The sequence below is a fragment of the Caulobacter sp. 10L414 genome (genome assembly GCF_056395525.1).
Genome location: NZ_JBFTJR010000009.1, coordinates 35,189 through 51,864, shown reverse-complemented (window position 1 = coordinate 51,864; position 16,676 = coordinate 35,189). Strand labels below are relative to the sequence as shown.

19 protein-coding genes, 1 tRNA gene and 1 pseudogene are annotated in these 16,676 nt (G+C 71.1%); 12 read left to right on the top strand and 9 right to left on the bottom strand.

What is annotated here, in order from left to right:
* The first annotated feature begins 1 nt into the window (after position 1).
* A complete protein-coding gene (locus tag AC1DCG_RS05050) occupies positions 2-451 on the top strand; it encodes a DUF805 domain-containing protein (RefSeq protein ID WP_477029247.1) in 450 nt (149 codons plus the stop codon).
* A 179-nt stretch (positions 452-630) separates the two neighbouring features.
* Here the strand turns inward: AC1DCG_RS05050 and AC1DCG_RS05045 are convergent, their stop codons facing one another.
* Positions 631-987 carry a cell surface protein gene (locus tag AC1DCG_RS05045; protein WP_477029246.1) on the bottom strand — a complete coding sequence of 119 codons (357 nt, stop codon included), beginning with the start codon at positions 985-987 and terminating at the stop codon, positions 631-633.
* A gap of 125 nt (positions 988-1,112) precedes the next feature.
* Between AC1DCG_RS05045 and fmt the strand changes: the two genes are divergently transcribed.
* Positions 1,113-2,039 carry a methionyl-tRNA formyltransferase gene (gene fmt, locus AC1DCG_RS05040; RefSeq protein ID WP_165261287.1) on the top strand — a complete coding sequence of 309 codons (927 nt, stop codon included), beginning with the start codon at positions 1,113-1,115 and terminating at the stop codon, positions 2,037-2,039.
* A complete protein-coding gene (gene truA / locus AC1DCG_RS05035) occupies positions 2,039-2,782 on the top strand; it encodes a tRNA pseudouridine(38-40) synthase TruA (protein WP_477029245.1) in 744 nt (247 codons plus the stop codon). The genes fmt and truA overlap by 1 nt, the downstream gene beginning before the upstream one ends.
* A 473-nt stretch (positions 2,783-3,255) precedes the next feature.
* Here the strand turns inward: truA and AC1DCG_RS05030 are convergent, their stop codons facing one another.
* Positions 3,256-4,176 carry a glutaminase gene (locus tag AC1DCG_RS05030; protein ID WP_477029244.1) on the bottom strand — a complete coding sequence of 307 codons (921 nt, stop codon included), beginning with the start codon at positions 4,174-4,176 and terminating at the stop codon, positions 3,256-3,258.
* Between AC1DCG_RS05030 and AC1DCG_RS05025 the strand changes: the two are divergent.
* Positions 4,175-4,277 (top strand): annotated as a pseudogene (locus AC1DCG_RS05025) (hypothetical protein); the annotation flags it as partial. The gene AC1DCG_RS05030 and the pseudogene AC1DCG_RS05025 overlap by 2 nt on opposite strands.
* Before the next feature lie 48 nt (positions 4,278-4,325).
* Here AC1DCG_RS05025 and dapE read toward each other — a convergent pair.
* Positions 4,326-5,489, bottom strand: coding sequence for a succinyl-diaminopimelate desuccinylase (dapE, locus tag AC1DCG_RS05020; RefSeq protein ID WP_477029243.1), 1,164 nt, complete (start codon positions 5,487-5,489; stop codon positions 4,326-4,328).
* A gap of 64 nt (positions 5,490-5,553) precedes the next feature.
* Here dapE and AC1DCG_RS05015 point away from each other — a divergent pair, with 64 nt between their 5' ends.
* The 3 genes from AC1DCG_RS05015 to AC1DCG_RS05005 all read left to right on the top strand — a co-directional run bounded on the left by AC1DCG_RS05015 (position 5,554) and on the right by AC1DCG_RS05005 (position 6,907).
* The gene (locus AC1DCG_RS05015) at positions 5,554-6,048 is read left to right on the top strand and encodes a cupin domain-containing protein (RefSeq protein WP_477029242.1); all 495 of its coding nucleotides are present in this window, start codon (positions 5,554-5,556) and stop codon (positions 6,046-6,048) included.
* A gap of 293 nt (positions 6,049-6,341) precedes the next feature.
* Positions 6,342-6,650 (top strand): hypothetical protein, encoded by a 309-nt coding sequence (locus AC1DCG_RS05010; protein WP_477029241.1) that lies wholly within the window; start codon positions 6,342-6,344, stop codon positions 6,648-6,650.
* Between the two features lie 119 nt (positions 6,651-6,769).
* Positions 6,770-6,907, top strand: coding sequence for a hypothetical protein (locus AC1DCG_RS05005; RefSeq protein ID WP_165261299.1), 138 nt, complete (start codon positions 6,770-6,772; stop codon positions 6,905-6,907).
* A gap of 193 nt (positions 6,908-7,100) precedes the next feature.
* On the opposite strand, the gene AC1DCG_RS05000 is transcribed toward AC1DCG_RS05005, so the two are convergent.
* Positions 7,101-7,568, bottom strand: a complete 468-nt coding sequence (locus AC1DCG_RS05000; RefSeq protein WP_477029240.1) for a COG3650 family protein — start codon at positions 7,566-7,568, stop codon at positions 7,101-7,103.
* A gap of 48 nt (positions 7,569-7,616) precedes the next feature.
* Here AC1DCG_RS05000 and AC1DCG_RS04995 point away from each other — a divergent pair, with 48 nt between their 5' ends.
* The 4 genes from AC1DCG_RS04995 to AC1DCG_RS04980 all read left to right on the top strand — a co-directional run bounded on the left by AC1DCG_RS04995 (position 7,617) and on the right by AC1DCG_RS04980 (position 11,635).
* Complete coding sequence (locus AC1DCG_RS04995; protein WP_477029239.1) at positions 7,617-8,744, top strand: DNA cytosine methyltransferase; 1,128 nt, start codon at positions 7,617-7,619, stop codon at positions 8,742-8,744.
* A 78-nt stretch (positions 8,745-8,822) separates the two neighbouring features.
* Positions 8,823-9,809: a cysteine synthase A gene (gene cysK, locus AC1DCG_RS04990; protein ID WP_109102378.1), complete on the top strand. Its 987-nt coding sequence runs from the start codon at positions 8,823-8,825 to the stop codon at positions 9,807-9,809.
* A gap of 196 nt (positions 9,810-10,005) precedes the next feature.
* Positions 10,006-11,208 (top strand): FAD-dependent oxidoreductase, encoded by a 1,203-nt coding sequence (locus tag AC1DCG_RS04985; RefSeq protein ID WP_477036769.1) that lies wholly within the window; start codon positions 10,006-10,008, stop codon positions 11,206-11,208.
* A 7-nt stretch (positions 11,209-11,215) separates the two neighbouring features.
* The gene (locus AC1DCG_RS04980) at positions 11,216-11,635 is read left to right on the top strand and encodes a very short patch repair endonuclease (protein WP_477029237.1); all 420 of its coding nucleotides are present in this window, start codon (positions 11,216-11,218) and stop codon (positions 11,633-11,635) included.
* Between the two features lie 12 nt (positions 11,636-11,647).
* On the opposite strand, the gene AC1DCG_RS04975 is transcribed toward AC1DCG_RS04980, so the two are convergent.
* From AC1DCG_RS04975 to AC1DCG_RS04965, 3 genes are all read right to left on the bottom strand, one after another.
* Positions 11,648-13,366, bottom strand: coding sequence for an ATP-binding protein (locus AC1DCG_RS04975; RefSeq protein WP_477029236.1), 1,719 nt, complete (start codon positions 13,364-13,366; stop codon positions 11,648-11,650).
* Between the two features lie 213 nt (positions 13,367-13,579).
* Positions 13,580-13,867 (bottom strand): DUF167 family protein, encoded by a 288-nt coding sequence (locus tag AC1DCG_RS04970; RefSeq protein ID WP_477029235.1) that lies wholly within the window; start codon positions 13,865-13,867, stop codon positions 13,580-13,582.
* Between the two features lie 7 nt (positions 13,868-13,874).
* Complete coding sequence (locus AC1DCG_RS04965) at positions 13,875-14,189, bottom strand: YggT family protein (RefSeq protein WP_477029234.1); 315 nt, start codon at positions 14,187-14,189, stop codon at positions 13,875-13,877.
* A 241-nt stretch (positions 14,190-14,430) separates the two neighbouring features.
* Here AC1DCG_RS04965 and AC1DCG_RS04960 point away from each other — a divergent pair.
* Positions 14,431-14,506 (top strand) — tRNA-Ala (locus AC1DCG_RS04960).
* Positions 14,507-14,662: 156 nt separating this feature from the next.
* Here AC1DCG_RS04960 and aguB read toward each other — a convergent pair.
* Positions 14,663-15,544, bottom strand: coding sequence for an N-carbamoylputrescine amidase (aguB, locus tag AC1DCG_RS04955; RefSeq protein WP_165261315.1), 882 nt, complete (start codon positions 15,542-15,544; stop codon positions 14,663-14,665).
* A 5-nt stretch (positions 15,545-15,549) separates the two neighbouring features.
* Positions 15,550-16,554 (bottom strand): agmatine deiminase family protein, encoded by a 1,005-nt coding sequence (locus AC1DCG_RS04950; RefSeq protein WP_477041401.1) that lies wholly within the window; start codon positions 16,552-16,554, stop codon positions 15,550-15,552.
* Positions 16,555-16,676: the final 122 nt, after the last annotated feature.

Sequence of the window (16,676 nt, the reverse complement as noted above, 5' to 3'; positions counted from 1 at the left end):
CATGCGCGCCCTCACCGACCGCCTGAAACCGATCTTCGCCTTTTCCGGCCGCACCTCGCGGCTGGGCTACTGGCGCACCCAGGCGGGCCTGGCGCTGGCCACCGCCGTGGTGCTGACCCTGACGGTGCTGGCCACCCAGGCCGGCGGCTGGCTGGGCGCGGTTCCCAGCCTGCTGTTCCTGCCGGTGCTGGTCGCGGGGCTCGCCGTCGCCGTGCGCCGCCTGCACGACCGGGGCAAGCCGGCTTGGTGGATAGCCGTCTTCGCCGCCGGCCCCTACGCGCTGAGCGGCCTGGCCAGCGGGCTCTACGCCGGCGACTCCGTGCTGATCCTGGCCGCCCCGCTGCTGGCCCTGGCGGCGCTGGGCCTGTCGATCTGGGCCTGGGTGGAGCTGGGCTTCCTGCGCGGCGCCCGCGGCGACAACCGCTACGGCGCCGAGCCCGCCCGGCGGTAAGGGGGAAGGGTCGGATCAACGCGCCAACTGTCACCGAGCTTCCCCGCGAAAGCGGGGATCCAAGCGGCGTGCCAGGAGAGGGCGCGGCCGTGCGCGACCCGCAGACTCCGCTTGGGTCCCCGCCTTCGCGGGGAAAGACGGGGTTGGAGATGGCGGTCGGTTGATGCTCCGCTCGCCCCCTAGCGGGTGGCCTCGTGGACTTCCTTCTTGGCGGCCTGGCCGGCTTCCTTGCTTTCGCGGGTGATGTCCTTGCCGGCTTCCTGGGCGGCGTCGCCGGCCTTGGCGCCGGCCACCTTGGCCGCGTCGACGGCGTCGCCCGCGGCGGCCTTGAGCTCGGCGGCGGTCTCCTTGCTGCTTTCCTTCAGCGCCGTGCCGGCTTCCTTGACGTCCGGGTCGTTCTTGATCTCGTTGGCGGCGTCCTTGATGTCCTGGCCGGCGGCGCTGGCGCCTTCCTTGATCTGCTGGGCGTGCTGGTCCGAACAGGCGGCGGCCGACAGGGCGAGAACCGAGGCGGCGATCAGGGCGAGGGTGCGCATCTGGTGTTCCTCCGACGATCTGGGTTGCGAAGAGTCGGGCAGAGAACGGCGCGGCCAAGGTCGAGGTTCCGACTCTGCTGCCCGCACGGCTTTCCCCCGGGGCTTCCGGCGGCTAAACCCCCGCCATGCGCATCGCCTTTCTCGGAACGCCCGATTTCGCCGTCGCCTGCCTGGCCGAACTGGTCGCCAGCGGCCACGAGATCGCCTGCGTCTATTCCCAACCCCCCGCCCCGCGCGGTCGCGGCCAGGAACTGAAGCCCTCGCCGGTCCACGCCTTCGCCGAAGGCCTGGGGTTGCCCGTGCGCACGCCGGTCTCGATGAAGACAGCCGAGGAGATCGAGGCCTTCAAGGCGCTGGACCTGGACGCCGCCGTCGTCGTCGCCTTCGGCCAGATCCTGGTCAGGGACGTGCTGGAGGCCCCGAAGCTGGGCTGCTTCAACCTGCACGCCAGCCTGCTGCCCCGCTGGCGCGGCGCGGCCCCGATCCAGCGGGCGATCATGGCCGGGGATCCCGTGACGGGCGTCCAGGTGATGCGGATGAGCGAGGGCCTCGACGAGGGCCCCGTCCTGCTGTCGGAGACCGTGCGCATCGACGCGCTGGACACGGTGGCCAGCCTGCACGACCGCCTGGCGGCCGTCGGCGCGCGCCTGCTGCCCGTGGCCCTGGCCGCCATCGAGCGCGGCGGCGCGGTCGAGACCCCGCAGGCCGAAGAGGGCGTCACCTACGCCAAGAAGATCAAGCCAGCCGAGGCCCGCATCGACTGGACGCGGACCGCCGCCGAGGTCGACCGCCACATCCGCGGCCTGTCGCCCTTCCCCGGCGCCTGGTTCGAGGCCCCGTCGGAAAAGGGCCCGGTGCGGGTGAAGGCCCTGCTGTCGAAGGTGGAGGACGCCGAGGGCGCGGCCGGAACCGTGCTGGACGACGCCTTGCTGATCGCCTGCGGCGAAGGCGCGGTGCGCCTGCTCAAGGCCCAGCGCGAGGGCAAGGGCGTGCAGGAGGCCGAGGTCTTCGTGCGCGGCTTCCCGCTGGCGGCCGGGACGGTCCTGGCCTGATGCCCCGCTACCGCCTCCTCGTCGAGTACGACGGCCGTCCCTATTCGGGCTTCCAGGCCCAGGCGACCATGCCCAGCGTGCAGGGGGCGATCGAGGCGGCGGTGAAGGCCTTCAGCGGCCAGGAGCTGCGCATCGCCGCGGCCGGACGCACCGACACCGGCGTGCATGCGACGGGCCAGGTGGTGCATGTCGATCTGGAGCGCGACTGGCCGGCCCAGACGGTGATGAACGCCCTGAACGCCCACCTGACCCGCGAGGCGGTGTCGATCCTCGACGCGACCATCGCGCCGGAAGGCTGGCACGCGAGGTTCTCGGCCAACGAGCGGCGCTACCTCTACCGCATCCTCAACCGCCGCGCCCCGCCGGCCCTCGACAAGGGCAAGGTCTGGCACATGAAGAAGGACCTCGACCACGAGGCCATGCATGCGGCGGCCCAGGCCCTCATCGGCCTGCACGACTTCACGACCTTCCGCGACATGCACTGCCAGGCCCAGAGCCCGATGAAGACCCTCGACGTCGCCCGCGTGCGGCGGGTGGGCGAGGAGATCCATCTCGACTTCGAGGCCCGCTCGTTCCTGCACCGCCAGGTGCGCTCGATGACCGGCACGCTGGTCGAGGTGGGCGCGGGCCGCTGGGCGGTGGACGACGTCAGGAAGGCCCTGGAGGCCAGGGACCGCCGCGCCTGCGGGCCCGTGGCGCCGGCCGACGGGCTGTACCTGGTGGGCGTGGGCTACGAGGCGTAAGGGCCCGCGGCCTCCGCCGGCTCGACATCCGGCGAAGGCCGCGAGGAACCGAAGGCCGACCGAAATCGGCCCTCGGGTGAAAGTCCCGTAGGTGGAGGGAACCGGGACTTTCGAAACGCTTAGTCCTTGGAGACCCGCTCGGCGATCCAGATCGATCCCAGCGCCAGCATGAACACGCCGAAGGCGGCGAGGACAAAACCGAGATAGGCGAGCTGGGCGATCGGCATGGCGGGCTCCATCGGGGAACGGATGGAGGTTGCGCCTGCCGGCGACGGGGCGCCTTGATCTGGGTCAAAGGCCGGGACCCCCAAAAAACACGCCCGTCATTCCCGCCCTTGTGGCGGGAACCCCTCTATCAGCCGCAAGGACGGCTGGGGCGGCGTGCTCAGCACGCCGCTTGCGTCTCACGTATCAGCGGCGCCAGGGCTTCCCGCCACAAGGGCGGGAATGACGGGAGAGAAAAGGAGGAGCCCCTACAGCACCGAACAGTTCGTCAGCTGGGCGAAGGCCTCCAGCGCGCTGGCGCCGACCACCGAAGTGCCGAAGCGGTCGAGTTCGGGCGACCAGACGGCCACCGTCGCCTTGCCGGGCACGACGGCGACGATCCCGCCGCCGACGCCGCTCTTGGCCGGCAGGCCGACGCGGTAGGCGAAGCTGCCGACGCTGTCATAGATGCCGCAGGTCAGCAGCAGCGCGTTGAGGCGCCGGGTCAGCCGCTCGGGGAAGATCGTCTCCTGCACCACCGGCGAGAAGCCGCCGGCCGCCAGCGGCAGGAAGGCGCGGGCCAGCTGGCGGCAGCTCATGGTCAGGGCGCACTGGCGGCAATAGGCGGCGACCACGGCTTCCGGGTCGTGGCGCACCGTGCCCTTGCCGCGCATCAGGTTGGCGATGGCCCGGTTCTGCCAGGCGTTATCGAGCTCGGAGGCGGCCACCGCCTCGTCGATCTCCACGGGACCATCCGCCAGGAAGCCGGCGAAGCCGCGCACCAGGGCGGCGGGATCCTTGACCTTGTCGAGCAGGATGTCGGTCACCGCCAGGGCGCCGGCGTTGATGAACGGATTGCGCGGAAAGCCGCCTTCGGCCTCCAGCAGCGAGAGGTGGTTGAACGGCGTGCCCGAGGGCTCCTTGCCCACCCGCGTCCAGACCTCGTCGCCGATGCGGTTGAGCGCCAGGCCCAGAGACAGCACCTTGGTGATGCTCTGGACCGAAAAACCCTCGTCGGCGTCGCCGATCACGTGCTCGCCGCCGTCGACCGTGCGCACGGCCATGCCGAACCTGGTCCCCGGCACGGTCGCCAGCTGGGGGATGTAGTCGGGCACGCGGCCCTTGCCGAAGTGCGGCTTCACCAGCACGGCGACCTCGGCCAGGACTTCGTCGATGGAGAGCTCGTTCATGTGGGCGCGCCTCCTCCCCTCAGTTCGTCATCCCGGCCGAAGCGCAGCGTAGAGCCGGGACCCAGGGGCCGCCGCATTGCGCTTGGCCCCTGGGTCCCGGATAAGCCCTTCGGGCTTTCCGGGATGACGGCCGCTCTGGGCTTGAACGGTCAGCCCGAAAACGCCTCGAAATAGCGCCGGATCAGCGCGGTGTAGGCGCCGGCCAGCTGGCGGACCTCTTCCACCGGCACGCGCTCGTCGACCTGGTGCATGGTCGAGCCGACCAGGCCGAACTCGACCACCGGGCAGAGACTGCGGATGAAGCGGGCGTCGCTGGTGCCGCCGGTGGTCGACAGTTCCGGCACGCGGCCGGTGGCGTCGCCCACGGCGCCGACGATCACGTCGGTGAAGGCGCCCGGCTCGGTCAGGAAGGCCTCGCCGCTGATCTTGCACAGCGCCTCGACCCGGCCCGAGAACCCCTCGGCGGCCTCGCGGCACTCGTGCTCGATCCAGGCGGCCAGGTCCTTGCCCTTGTGGGCCGGGTTGAAGCGGATGTTGACGCGGGCCTTGGCGCTGGCGGGGATGACGTTGGTGGCCGGGTTGCCGACGTCGACCGTGGTGACCTCCAGGTTCGACGGCTGGAAGCCGGTATAGCCCTCGTCCAGCACCCGGGCCTGCAGGCGCGAGAGGATGTCGACCATCACCGGGATCGGATTGGCGGCGCGATGCGGATAGGCCACGTGGCCCTGCTTGCCGTCCACCGCGATCCAGGCGTTGATGCTGCCGCGGCGGCCGATCTTGACCATGTCGCCCAGCAGGTTGGCCGAGGTGGGCTCGCCGACGATGCAGTGGTCGATGATCTCGCCTTCGGCGGCCAGGGCCTCGACGACCTTGACCGTGCCGTCCTCGGCCACGCCTTCCTCGTCGCCGGTGATCAGGAAGCTGATCGAACCGGGGACTTCCTCGGTGTGGGCCACCGCCGAGACGAAGGCGGCGATGGCCGACTTCATGTCGACCGCGCCGCGGCCGTAGAGCACCCCGTCCTTGATCTCGGCTTCGAACGGGCCGGCGGTCCAGGCCGCGTCGTCGCCCACCGGCACCACGTCGGTGTGGCCGGCGAAGCAGAGGTTGGGCCGCGCCGTCCCGCGCTTGGCGTAGAGGTTCTCGATCTCGCCGAACTTCATGCGACGGCACGCAAAGCCCAGGCCTTCCAGCTGTCGCTGCAGCACGTCCATCGCGCCCTCATCGGCGGGCGTGACGGAGGGGCGGCGGATCAGGGCCTGGGCGAGCTCGACGGGGTCGATGCTGACGGAAACGGGCGCGGGGCTGGTCATGCTGCAGGCTTTAGGCTTCCCATCGGCGGGACGCAAACCCAGCACGATCCTTTAAAGGCCGACCATGCCCAAGATCGACATCGACCAGGCGCCCACCCGTCACGGCACGGCCTATCCAGCGCCCTTCGACCAGCCCTGCCGGGCCCGCAAGCGCTGGAAGCTGGGCGACGCGGCGGGCCTCACGCAGTTCGGGGTCAACCTGATGCGGCTGGAGCCGGGAACCTGGTCCAGCCAGCGCCACTGGCACACCGCGGAGGACGAATTCGTCTGGGTGGTCGAGGGCGAGGTGGTGCTGGTCGAGGACCCCCAAGGAGAGAATGGGGGCGAGACGATCCTGCGGGCCGGCGACTGCGCGGGCTTCAAGGCCGGCGTTCCCAACGGCCACCAGATCCAGAACCGCTCGGACGCGCCCGCCGTGCTGCTGGAGATGGGCTCGCGGCGGCCGGAGGAAGACGGCTGCGACTATCCCGACCTGGACCTCGTCATCCATCCCGGCGAGGAGACCTATCGCCATCGGGACGGGACGCCGTACGTGACGGAGAGCGGGCGCAAGCGATAGGGGCGAAGTTATCCACAGGGCGCCGATCTCACCTTCTCCCAGAGGGAGAAGGAGGGGCCCGCGCCGCAGGCGTGGGAGGATGAGGGGTTAGGGACGGTCGACGGCGTGCCGGCACGCCGGCTGGCGGCGTAACCCCTCACCCTCCCGCCGCTATGCGGCGGGCCCCTCCCTCTCCCCTCCGGGAGAGGGTCTATCCCCGTCCGCTGGGCAGCTGACTTCAACGAATTCAACATCCTAAACGAAAACGCACGTTTCCTATCCGACGCCCTCGAACCGGCCTCATGCTTGTCCGCATGACCAGCGAAACCTCCCGCGCCTGGTGCGCGAAGATCCAGCAGCGGCTGATGGCGGCGATGGATGAGCTTTGGGCCGCGATGGAGGAAGGCCTCGACCGCGAGGCCTTGCGCAAGGCGTCCGAGAAGGTGCGGCTGCTGGGCCAGATGGCCGGCACGGTGCGCAAGATCGTCCAGGCGCTGCCGCCCGAACGCACGGCGAGGACGGCGGGCGATTGGCGGCTCCCGACGCTGGAGGCGGAAACCGCGTCGCCCCGGCCCGAGCGCAAGATCGACGCCCTGAAGGGCGGCGCGCGGGGGTGGCTGTGAGCACGGACGCCTCGTCCCGATACCGCCGTTCACCCGCGCTCTTGCAAGCTCCGCAGACGGAACCATATGTCGGGCACGGGCGCTGAATTTACAGACCCGAAACGGACCAGAAACACGCCATGGCGGCCAAGGCCCTCATCGCTCTCGCCATCGTCGCGGCCATCGCGGTCGGCCTGCTGCTGCCCATCCCGGGCCGCTCCCACAAGGCCGAGGCGACCCAGTCGCAGATCGAGACCATCGACATCAACGGCGGCTGAGGCGTCGGCAGGCGCTCCCCATCTTCGTCATCCCGGCCGGAGCGTAGCGAAGAGCCGGGACCCAGGGGCGGACGCATTGCGCCGGCCACAGCCTGTTCGGAACCGACGTCAGAGCCCAGCCCCCTGGGTCCCGGGTCTGCGGACCGCTTCGCGGTCCTTCGCCCGGGATGACGAGCGTGGGCGGACTGGGAGCCTAAGGCCGCCCCTGCCTGGCCAGGTCCTCGGTCCGTGCCGCGCAGCCCTTTAAGGTCGTCCCGTCCAGCCAGACCTCGGCCGCGTGGCTGAACACACGGTCGGACATGCCGTCCGAGCACGGCTGCGGCGTCAGGCGGAAGACCAGACGGTGGCCCTCCGCGCCCGCTTCGCCCGGCTGCTCGGCGTCCCAGACGCCTTGCTCGCCGTCGATGCGCACGCCGGGATTGGACAGGCTGACCGCCCCGCCCTCCATGCGGTCGAGCGTCAGCGCGCCCTCGCGCACCTTGCCGGCCCAGAACGGCTCGGTTCCCACCAGATCGAAGTCGCCGGCGTAGTCGGCCCCGGGCGCGGCCCCGGCCGGGGCATCGGCGGGCGCCGAGGTCGCCCCCTCGGCCGCGCCCAGGGGTCCGTCGCCGCATCCGGCCAGCAACAGGCAGGCGACGACGACGGCGGTGGATCGGATCATGCGGGCGCTATCCTCGAAGCGGCGGCTCAAGCTAATCTGCCCGGTACGATGAATCACAACGCCCGCCCCGTCTTCTATGAATTCTTCGCCGGCGGCGGCATGGCCCGCATCGGCCTCGGCGAAGGCTGGAATTGCGCCTTCGCCAACGATTTCGACCCGGTGAAGGCGCAGACCTATCGCGCCAACTTCGCCGACGCCGACGATCACTTCCACACCGGCGACGTCTTCAAGCTGGAGGCGGCCGACCTGCCGGGCCAGGCGGACCTGGCCTGGGCGTCCAGCCCCTGCCAGGACTTCAGCCTGGCCGGCGCGCGGGCGGGCCTGCACGGCGGACGCTCATCGGCCTTCTTCGGCTTCTGGCGGCTGATCGAGGCGCTGGAGGACGAGGGCCGCGCGCCGACCACCATCGTCATCGAGAACGTCGTGGGCCTTCTGACCTCGCACCGGGGCGAGGACTTCACCGCCCTTTGCCAAGCCCTGGCCGACCAGGGCTATCGCTTCGGCGCGCTGGAGATCGACGCGGCCTGCTTCACCCCGCAGTCGCGGCCCCGCGTCTTCGTGGTCGCCACCCGCGCCGACACGGATGGCCTGACCGGCCAGGGCCCGTTCCACAGCCGCGCCGTGCGCGAGGCCGCCGCGTGCCTGCCGCAGGCGCTGAAGGATCGCTGGCTGTGGTGGGCCCTGCCCGCCCCGCCGGCCCGCAACACCGATCTTTCGACCGTGCTCGAGCCCGACGACGCCGTCGAGTGGCGCAGCGACGAGGCCACCACCGCCCTGCTGGAGCTGATGGCCCCGGCCCACCGCGCCTCGGTGGACGCCCGCATCGCCTCGGGCGAACGCGCCGTCGGCGGCGTGTTCCGCCGCATGCGCGGCGGCGAGCAACGAGCCGAGGTACGCTTCGACGGCGTGGCCGGCTGCCTGCGCACCCCGCGCGGCGGCTCCTCGCGCCAGACGCTGCTGGTGATCGACAAGGGAACCGTGCGCTCGCGCCTGGTCAGCCCGCGCGAGGGCGCCCGCCTGATGGGCCTGCCCGACAGCTACGCCCTGCCCAAGAGCGCCACGGCCGGCCTGCACGTGATCGGCGACGGCGTGGCCGCCCCGGCCGTGCGCTGGCTGGCCGAGCATCTTTTGACTCCGCTGGCTGCCAGGAAAACTGCGGCCCTGGCGGCCGAATAGGTCGCTGACAGGCCAATCCCCACGGCCTAAGGTGGAGATCACCCAAGGGTCGAAATTCAAACGCTCCGAGAGATCACCATGGACGACGCTTCCAGCCTGTACGACGCCGCTCGCTTCAAGCGCGCCGGCCGGGGCAAGATCTACGACTCCATCATCGACACCGTCGGCGACACCCCGCTGATCCGCCTGCCGCGCCTGTCGGCCGAGCTGAAGCCCAAGGGCGAGGTCGTGGCCAAGCTCGAGTTCTTCAACCCGCTGTCGTCGGTCAAGGACCGCATCGGCGTGGCGATGATCGAATACCTCGAAGCCAAGGGCCTGCTGAAGCCGGGCGGTTCGATCGTCGAGCCGACCAGCGGCAACACCGGCATCGCGCTGGCCTTCGTGGCCGCCGCCAAGGGCTACAAGCTGACCCTGGTCATGCCGGAAAGCATGTCGATCGAGCGCCGCAAAATGCTGCTGCTGCTCGGGGCCAAGCTGGAGCTGACCCCGGCCGAGAAGGGCATGCGCGGCGCCGTGGCCCGCGCCCAGGAAATCGTCGACGCCACCCCCGGCGCGGTGATGCCCCAGCAGTTCGAGAACACCGCCAACCCGCTGATCCACCGCGTCTCGACCGCCGAGGAGATCTGGAACGACACCGCCGGCGCCGTCGACGCCGTGGTCTCGGGCGTGGGCACCGGCGGCACGATCACCGGCGTCGGCCAGGTGCTGAAGGCCCGCAAGCCGGGCCTGAAGATGGTGGCCGTCGAGCCGGAAGCCAGCGCCGTGCTGTCGGGCGGCCAGCCCGGTCCGCACAAGATCCAGGGCATCGGCGCGGGCTTCGTGCCGGGCATCCTGGACCGCGGCGTCATCGACGACATCGTCCAGGTCAGCAACGACGACGCCTTCGCCATGGCCCGCAAGGCCGCCTCGACCGAAGGCCTGACCGTCGGCATCAGCTCGGGCGCAGCCCTGACGGCCGCCTTCGACCTGGCCCTGCGCGACGAATATGCCGGCAAGCTGATCGTGGCGATCATCCCCAGCTTCGCCGAGCGCTACCTGTCGACGGCGCTGTTCGAGGGCCTGTAGGCGTTCGACGCCAATCCGCCCCTCCGGCCGTCATCCCGGCCGGAGCGAAGCGGAGAGCCGGGACCCAGGGGCCGCCGCTTCGTCGCTCGCCCCTGGGTCCCGGATAGCCGCTGCGCGGCTTCCGGGATGACGAAGGATGGGAACCTGACATGGCGACCGGATCGTCGATCGCGCGATTGAACGCGCCTCCCCTTCCATGACCAAGCTCAAGATCGGCATCGTCGGCTGCGGCGTCGGCGGCATGGCCGCGGCCCTGGCGCTGGCCCGCAAGGGCTGCGCCGTGACGCTGCTGGAGGCCTTCGAGCAGCCGCGCCCGGTGGGCTCGGGCCTGCTGCTGCAACCGACGGGCCTTGCGGCCCTGCGCGCGCTGCGGTTGGAGGACGCCGTCCGCGCCGCCGGCGCGCCGGTGCAGGAACTGATCGGCCACGACAGCCACGGCCGCCGGGTGATGGCCCTGGACTACGCCGACTGGCGGCCGGGCGCGCACGGCGTGGGCATCCACCGCGCGGCGCTGTTCGACGCCTTGCACGCGCCCCTGGCCCCGGCCGGGGTCGAGGTCGTCACCGGCGCGCGGATCACCCGGCTGGAGGACGCCGCAAGGCCGGTGCTGCACGACGAGGCCGGGCGATCCTTCGGCCCCTTCGACATCGTGCTGGTGGCCGACGGCTCGGCCTCGACCCTGCGCGGGGCGCTGAAGCCCCGGGCCCGCGCCCCGGTCTATCCGTGGGGCGCGGTGTGGACCAGCATCGCCGATCCCGACCAACGCTTCGCCGGCGCCCTGCGGCAGGTCTATCACCGGGCCGAGGTGATGTGCGGCGCCCTGCCGGTGGGCCTGGGGCCGGACGGCGAGGAGAACTGCACGGCGGTGTTCTGGTCGGTGCCCGTGGCCGACATGGACGCCTTCCTGGCCGGCGACTTCGCCCGCTGGCGCGACCAGCGCCTGGCGCCGCTGTGGCCGGGCCTGGCGCAGGCCCTGGCCGGCAGGAACGACTGGACCGGCTTCTCCCGGGCGGTCTATCGCGACGTGTCGGTGGGCCGCTGGGACGTCGGGGCCTGCGCCCTGATCGGCGACGCCGCCCACGGCACCAGCCCGCAGCTGGGCCAGGGCGCGAACCTGGCCCTGATGGACGCCGTCGAGCTGGCCGAGCGGCTGGCGGCGACGCCCTCGCCCGCCGCGCTCAAGGGCTGGCAGGCCGACCGGCGCCGGCATGTAGGCCTCTACCAGCTGGCTTCCAAGGCGCTGACGCCGCTGTTCCAGTCGCGCGGCTGGTTCTGGCCGGCCGTGCGCACGTTCGGGTTCACGCCGATGTCGCGCCTGCCGGGGATCAAGCAGCTGGGCGTGCTGCTGCTGACCGGCACGCTGCGCCTGGGCCGCTTTCCGCGCATCACGCGGCCCTGAGCGCGCCATGACCGACGTCTTCGACCCCGCCAAGCGCTCGGCCGTCATGGCCAGGGTCAGGAGCAAGGACACCACGCCGGAAAAGACCCTGCGACGCCTGCTGACGGGCCTGGGCGCGCGCTACCGCCTGCACCGCAAGGACCTGCCCGGTTCGCCCGACGTGGTGATGCCCGGCCGCAGGCTGGCGTTCTTCGTCCACGGCTGCTTCTGGCACGGCCACGACTGCAAGCGGGGCGCGCGCGTGCCCCAGGCCAATCGCGACTACTGGCTGGCCAAGGTGGCCCGGAACAAGGCCCGGGACGAGCGCAACGAGGCCGCCCTCGCGGCGGCCGGCTGGCGGGTCGAGACGATCTGGGAATGCCAGATGAAGGACGAGGCGGCGCTGGTGGAGCGCCTCAGATCAAACCTCTCCCTTGGGGAGAGGTGAATTTTTGGGCCTCTAGGCCGCCGCGGTGCGGGCCGGCGGATTGGACAGCACCTCGACCAGGGCCGCGTGCAGCTGGGCCGGGTCGATCGGCTTGGCGACATGGGCGTCCATGCCGGCGGCGCGGCAGGCGTCCCAGTCCTTGGGGGTCGAGGAGGCGGTGACGGCGATGACCGGCGCGTCGCGGTTGGGACCAGGCTCGCCGCGCAGGATGCGGGTGGTCTCGCGACCGCCCAGGCCCGGCATGTAGACGTCCATCAGCACCACGTCGAAGGCGCCGGCCCCAAGGAGCTCCAGCGCCCGCTCGCCGGACTCGGCCAGCACCGGCGTGACGCCGAAGGTCTGCAGAACCAGCTCGACGGCCCGGCGGTTGACCACGTGGTCGTCGACCACCAGCACCCGGGTTCCGGCGATCGAGGCGGCGCTGGCCGCGACCGGCGGCGTCTGGGCCTCGTCGACGCGGACCGTCAGGCGCAGGCTCGCGCCCCTGCCCAGGCCCTCGCTGGCCACGGTGATGTCGCCGCCCATCAGCCGGGCCAGCTCGCGGCTGATCACCAGGCCCAGGCCCGAACCGCCATGGCGGCGCACGACCTCGGCGGTCAGCTGGTCGAAGGGGGTGAACAGGCGCGGCAGGGCCTCGGGCTCGATGCCGCGGCCGGTGTCGACGACGCCGATCTCCAGCGTCCAGCCCTCGCCCTGGCGGTGGGCGGCCAGGGTCACGACGATCTCGCCGCGCTCGGTGAACTTGATGGCGTTGGACAGCAGGTTGTTGAGCACCTGGCGCAGCCGCAGGCTGTCGCCGGCCACCCAGCGCGGCAGGCCCGCCGCGCCCTCGATACGCAGGCGCAGGCCCTTCTTCTGCACCTCGGGCCGCCACAGGCGCAGGGTGTCGGCCAGGGCCTGGCGCAGGTCGTAGGGCGCGCGCTCGACGGCCATCCGGCCGGCCTCCAGGCGCGAGAAGTCCAGAAGGTCGTTGAGCAGGGTGCGCATCATGCCGCCGGCGTCGGCGATCAGCTGAGCGTGGACCTTGGCGCTGGCCTCGGGGACCTCGCTGTGCAGGCGCGCCGCGCCGGCCAGAATGGCGCTGATCGGGGTGCGCAGCTCGTGGCTGATCATGGCCACGAAGGCGCTCTTGGCGGCCACGGCTTCTTCGGCCTCGTGGCGGCGGCGCTCGGCCTCGGCCTTGGCGGCCTCCTCGGCCCGCAGCGCGGCCTCCAGCGTGCGGGCGGCCACGGCCACCGACAGGATCAGCAGCAACACGCCGAACCACAGGGCGTTGGCCAGCGGCGCCTCGGGATTGGCCGCCCGACCGATGAACGGCGCGATCAGCAGGTAGACGACATGCGGGATCGCCGCCGCCAGGGTGGCCGACCTCAGGCTGACATTGACGACGATGACGTTGAGCAGTGCCCCGGCCAGCAGCATGCCGCCCAGGGTGGGCGCGAAGCGCTGGTGCGAGGCGAACAGCGGCAGGGCCAGGGCCCCGAAGATGATCGAGGTGATCGCCGGCATGATCGCCAACGACCAGGCCCGCCAGCCGGTCAGGAACCGCTCGGGCGCGGCCTTCAGCTTCTGGAACAGCCAAAGCTCGAAGAGCTGGGCCACGGTATAGACCGCCGCCCAGGCCCAGACCCACTTCATGCCGATGAAGACGTGCAGGATGACGGCGATCGAGATCGTGGCGGTCAGGCGCAGATAGACGTTGCCGCGCCGCGCCGCGGCGGCGTGGATCATCGCCGCCTGGCGATCCTTCGCGTTGATGGCCCTTCCGCGCATAGCGCAGCCCCCGCTGGCCTCGAAACCGTGGAATTTCTCGCCCCGACTATGGGCGACAGACGCTAAGAGGGCGTGAAAGAACGCCATTCTCTCAATGGCACGCCGTCGGGGGGCTTGGCGAGGGCGGTAAGGGGCTGCCGGGCAATTGGCCGCACCCCGCCCGGGAAACGGTCAGCCGGGACGGCCCAGCAGGCGCTCGAGGTCTGCGGACGACAGGCCGTCGATCTCCAGCCGCTTGAGGCGCGCGGTCGCGCCGGCGGCCACGCGGACGACCGAGCGCGACAGCCCCAGGCGCTTGGCCAGGAAGGCGACGAGGGCGGCGTTGGCCTCGCCCTCGACCGGCGGGGCGCTGACCCGCACCTTCAGATAGGGCCGGCCGTCGGCGTCGGCCGCCCAGCCGTCGACGGCGTCGCGCCCGCCCCGCGGGGTCAGGCGCACGGCCAGGACGGCGCTGGTCACGGCTGGATCAGCCGAGGATGCCGAGCAGGGTGTTGCGCAGCGGGAACAGCAGGAAGCTCTGCACGCCGATGATCACCAGGATCAGGATGATCGGGCTGATGTCGACGCCGCCCAGCGGCGGGATAACCTTGCGCAGCGGGGCCAGCAGCGGCCGCGTCACCGCGTCGAGGAAGCGGCTGATCTGATAGACCGCGTTGTTGCGCAGGTTGATGACGTCAAAGGCCACCAGCCAGCTGATGATCGCGCTGATGATCACCGCCCACTTCAGCAGGCCGAGCAGGGCGTTGAGGATGAAGAAGACGAAGTAGATCAGCGGGGCCATGTGCGTTCCGTGCTGGAGYGTGGCCACCGAAGATATGTACGGTTTCGGGGCCTGCCACGCTCGGGATGTGCGATCGGGAACCCGCCTGCCAAGCCTCGACGTCGCCGTCGAAAGCCGGCGAGCCCCAGCGACCGACTTCTTGCCCGCCCCCGCCCGCCCTGGCAAGGCCGCGCTGTTTTCACCGCCCCCTGCAACTGCCGCTTGACGGACGCTCCAGGCCACCGTATCTCCGCGCTTCCTTGGGGCCGTAGCTCAGATGGTAGAGCGCCTCGTTCGCAATGAGGAGGTCAGGGGTTCGATTCCCCTCGGCTCCACCAAGGACCTTTCTGGACATCGGTGAAGCTTTCAGGCCGGCGCGGTTCAGTCGTGCGCCTGGGCTCGCGCGCTGCCGCTCCAGCATGATGGCGCGCACGAAAAAGGGCGGGGTCTCCCCCGCCCTTCGTTGTTGGTCCGCATGGCCCGTGTCGTCGGCGTCAGGCCGTCGGGCGGGGGCCGGCGAGGCTGGTGTAGAATTCCGGACGGCGGTCGCGGAAGAAGCCCCAGGCGGCGCGGTGGGTCGTGAGGAAGTCGAGGTCGAAGGTGGCGTTGACCAGTCCCTCGTCGGCGCGGCCCAGCTCGCTGACCAGGTCGCCGCGATGGTCGGCGATGAACGACGAGCCGTAGAAGGTCTGGCCGCCATTGGGATAGCCGTCCCAGGGCTCGAAGCCGATGCGGTTGGCGCCGATCACCGGGATCACGTTGCTGACCGCGTGGCCCTGCATGGCCCGGCGCCACGGCAGAGCCGTGTCGAGGCTGGCGTCATGCGGCTCGCTGCCGATGGCGGTGGGGTAGAACAGGGCCTCCGCGCCCATCAGGGCCATGGCGCGGGCGGCCTCGGGGTACCACTGGTCCCAGCAGATGCCGACGCCCAGGCGGCCGAAACGCGTGTCCCAGACCTTGAAGCCCGTGTCGCCCGGCCGGAAGTAGTACTTCTCCATGTAGCCGGGACCGTCGGGGATGTGGCTCTTGCGATAGACGCCCAGCAGCGAACCATCCGCATCGGCCATCACCAGGCTGTTGAAGTAGTGCGGGCCCTCGCGCTCGAAGATCGAGATCGGAATGACCACGCCCAGCTCGCCGGCCAGGGGCGCGATGGCTTTCACCACCGGGTGCTCGCGCCACGGATGGGCCTGCGCGAACCAGCGCTCTTCCTGCGCCACGCAGAAGTACGGCCCCTGGAACAGCTCCGACGGCAGGATGACCTGCGCGCCCTTGGCGGCGGCCTCGCGGATGAAGCCTTCGGTCTTCTTGATGTTGGCCGCCAGGTCCATGCCGTAGGAGGTCTGGATGGCGGCGACGCTGAGCGTGCGGGTCATTCGACTTACTCTCCGGGTTCTTGCTGGCTGATGCAGTGGAACGAACCGCCGCCGGTGAGGATCGCGGTCGAGGCCAGGCCGATGACCTGGCGCTCGGGGAACAGGCCCTTGATCACCTCGACGGCGAAGGCGCCCGACTCCTCGGCGTAGATCGGCACGATCACCGCCTCGTTGGCGATCAGGAAGTTCATGTGCGAGGCCGGGATCGGCTCGCCGTCCTCGTCCAGGATCTTGCCCGGCGAGGGGATGCGCACGACCTGCAGCGGCGAGCCGCGGCTGTCGGTCATGGCGCCCAGCAGGCGGGCGGTCTCGGCATAGACCTCGGCGTTGGGATCGTCGGCGCCGAAGGCCATGGGGCAGGCGACGACGCCGGGCGCGACGAAGCGGGCCAGGTTGTCGACGTGGCCGTCGGTGTGGTCATTGAGCAAACCATCGCCCAGCCACAGCACCTTCCTGGCGCCCAGGGCGGCGGCCAGGGCCGAGGTGGCCGAGGCTTCGTCCCAGCCGGCGTTGCGGTTGGCGTTCAGCAGGCACTGGCGGGTGGTCAGGATGGTGCCCAGGCCGTCGTGGTCGAGGGCGCCGCCTTCCAGGATGAAGTCGTTGCGGACCAGCGGCGCGCCCGAGGCCGCGGCGATCTGCTCGGCGACGATGTCGTCGCCCTCCAGGTCGTACTTGCCGCCCCAGCCGTTGAACTTGAAGCCGGCCGCCGAGGCGCCCTTGGCGGTCTCGGTGAAGATCGGGCCGGTGTCGCGCAGCCAGATGTCGCCGAACTGGCCGCGGACGATCTCGACGCTGGTGTCGGAGAGCAGGGCGCGGGCGGCGGCCTCGGCCTCGTCGCCGACCACCATCAGGCGCACGCGCTCGCCGCCCGGGCCGGCCAGGGCGCGGGCGAGGTCGGCGACCTCCTGTTGCGCCTGCTCGAGGTCTTCCTGCCAGAGCTCGCCATGGCTGGGGAAGCCCAGCCACATGGCGCGGTGCGGAGCCCACTCGGCGGGAACGGTGAGGGTCATTTTCGAAAGCCTGGTCAAACGGAGCGGCGCAGATGGCCCCTGGGGGACCGGGGGTCAAGCGCGGGTTCTAGCAAATTGGTGCGACAAAAGAAAAAGGGCGGCTCCGAAGAGCCGCCCTTCCG

Excerpts from the sequence above, each read along its gene's own strand:
- AC1DCG_RS05050 (WP_477029247.1), top strand. The coding sequence starts at position 2 with ATGCGCGCCCTCACCGACCGCCTGAAACCGATCTTCGCCTTTTCCGGC.
- AC1DCG_RS05045 (WP_477029246.1), bottom strand. The coding sequence starts at position 987 with ATGCGCACCCTCGCCCTGATCGCCGCCTCGGTTCTCGCCCTGTCGGCC.
- fmt (WP_165261287.1), top strand. The coding sequence starts at position 1,113 with ATGCGCATCGCCTTTCTCGGAACGCCCGATTTCGCCGTCGCCTGCCTG.
- truA (WP_477029245.1), top strand. The coding sequence starts at position 2,039 with ATGCCCCGCTACCGCCTCCTCGTCGAGTACGACGGCCGTCCCTATTCG.
- AC1DCG_RS05030 (WP_477029244.1), bottom strand. The coding sequence starts at position 4,176 with ATGAACGAGCTCTCCATCGACGAAGTCCTGGCCGAGGTCGCCGTGCTG.
- dapE (WP_477029243.1), bottom strand. The coding sequence starts at position 5,489 with ATGACCAGCCCCGCGCCCGTTTCCGTCAGCATCGACCCCGTCGAGCTC.
- AC1DCG_RS05015 (WP_477029242.1), top strand. The coding sequence starts at position 5,554 with ATGCCCAAGATCGACATCGACCAGGCGCCCACCCGTCACGGCACGGCC.
- AC1DCG_RS05010 (WP_477029241.1), top strand. The coding sequence starts at position 6,342 with ATGACCAGCGAAACCTCCCGCGCCTGGTGCGCGAAGATCCAGCAGCGG.
- AC1DCG_RS05005 (WP_165261299.1), top strand. The coding sequence starts at position 6,770 with ATGGCGGCCAAGGCCCTCATCGCTCTCGCCATCGTCGCGGCCATCGCG.
- AC1DCG_RS05000 (WP_477029240.1), bottom strand. The coding sequence starts at position 7,568 with ATGATCCGATCCACCGCCGTCGTCGTCGCCTGCCTGTTGCTGGCCGGA.
- AC1DCG_RS04995 (WP_477029239.1), top strand. The coding sequence starts at position 7,617 with ATGAATCACAACGCCCGCCCCGTCTTCTATGAATTCTTCGCCGGCGGC.
- cysK (WP_109102378.1), top strand. The coding sequence starts at position 8,823 with ATGGACGACGCTTCCAGCCTGTACGACGCCGCTCGCTTCAAGCGCGCC.
- AC1DCG_RS04985 (WP_477036769.1), top strand. The coding sequence starts at position 10,006 with ATGACCAAGCTCAAGATCGGCATCGTCGGCTGCGGCGTCGGCGGCATG.
- AC1DCG_RS04980 (WP_477029237.1), top strand. The coding sequence starts at position 11,216 with ATGACCGACGTCTTCGACCCCGCCAAGCGCTCGGCCGTCATGGCCAGG.
- AC1DCG_RS04975 (WP_477029236.1), bottom strand. The coding sequence starts at position 13,366 with ATGATCCACGCCGCCGCGGCGCGGCGCGGCAACGTCTATCTGCGCCTG.
- AC1DCG_RS04965 (WP_477029234.1), bottom strand. The coding sequence starts at position 14,189 with ATGGCCCCGCTGATCTACTTCGTCTTCTTCATCCTCAACGCCCTGCTC.
- aguB (WP_165261315.1), bottom strand. The coding sequence starts at position 15,544 with ATGACCCGCACGCTCAGCGTCGCCGCCATCCAGACCTCCTACGGCATG.
- AC1DCG_RS04950 (WP_477041401.1), bottom strand. The coding sequence starts at position 16,554 with ATGACCCTCACCGTTCCCGCCGAGTGGGCTCCGCACCGCGCCATGTGG.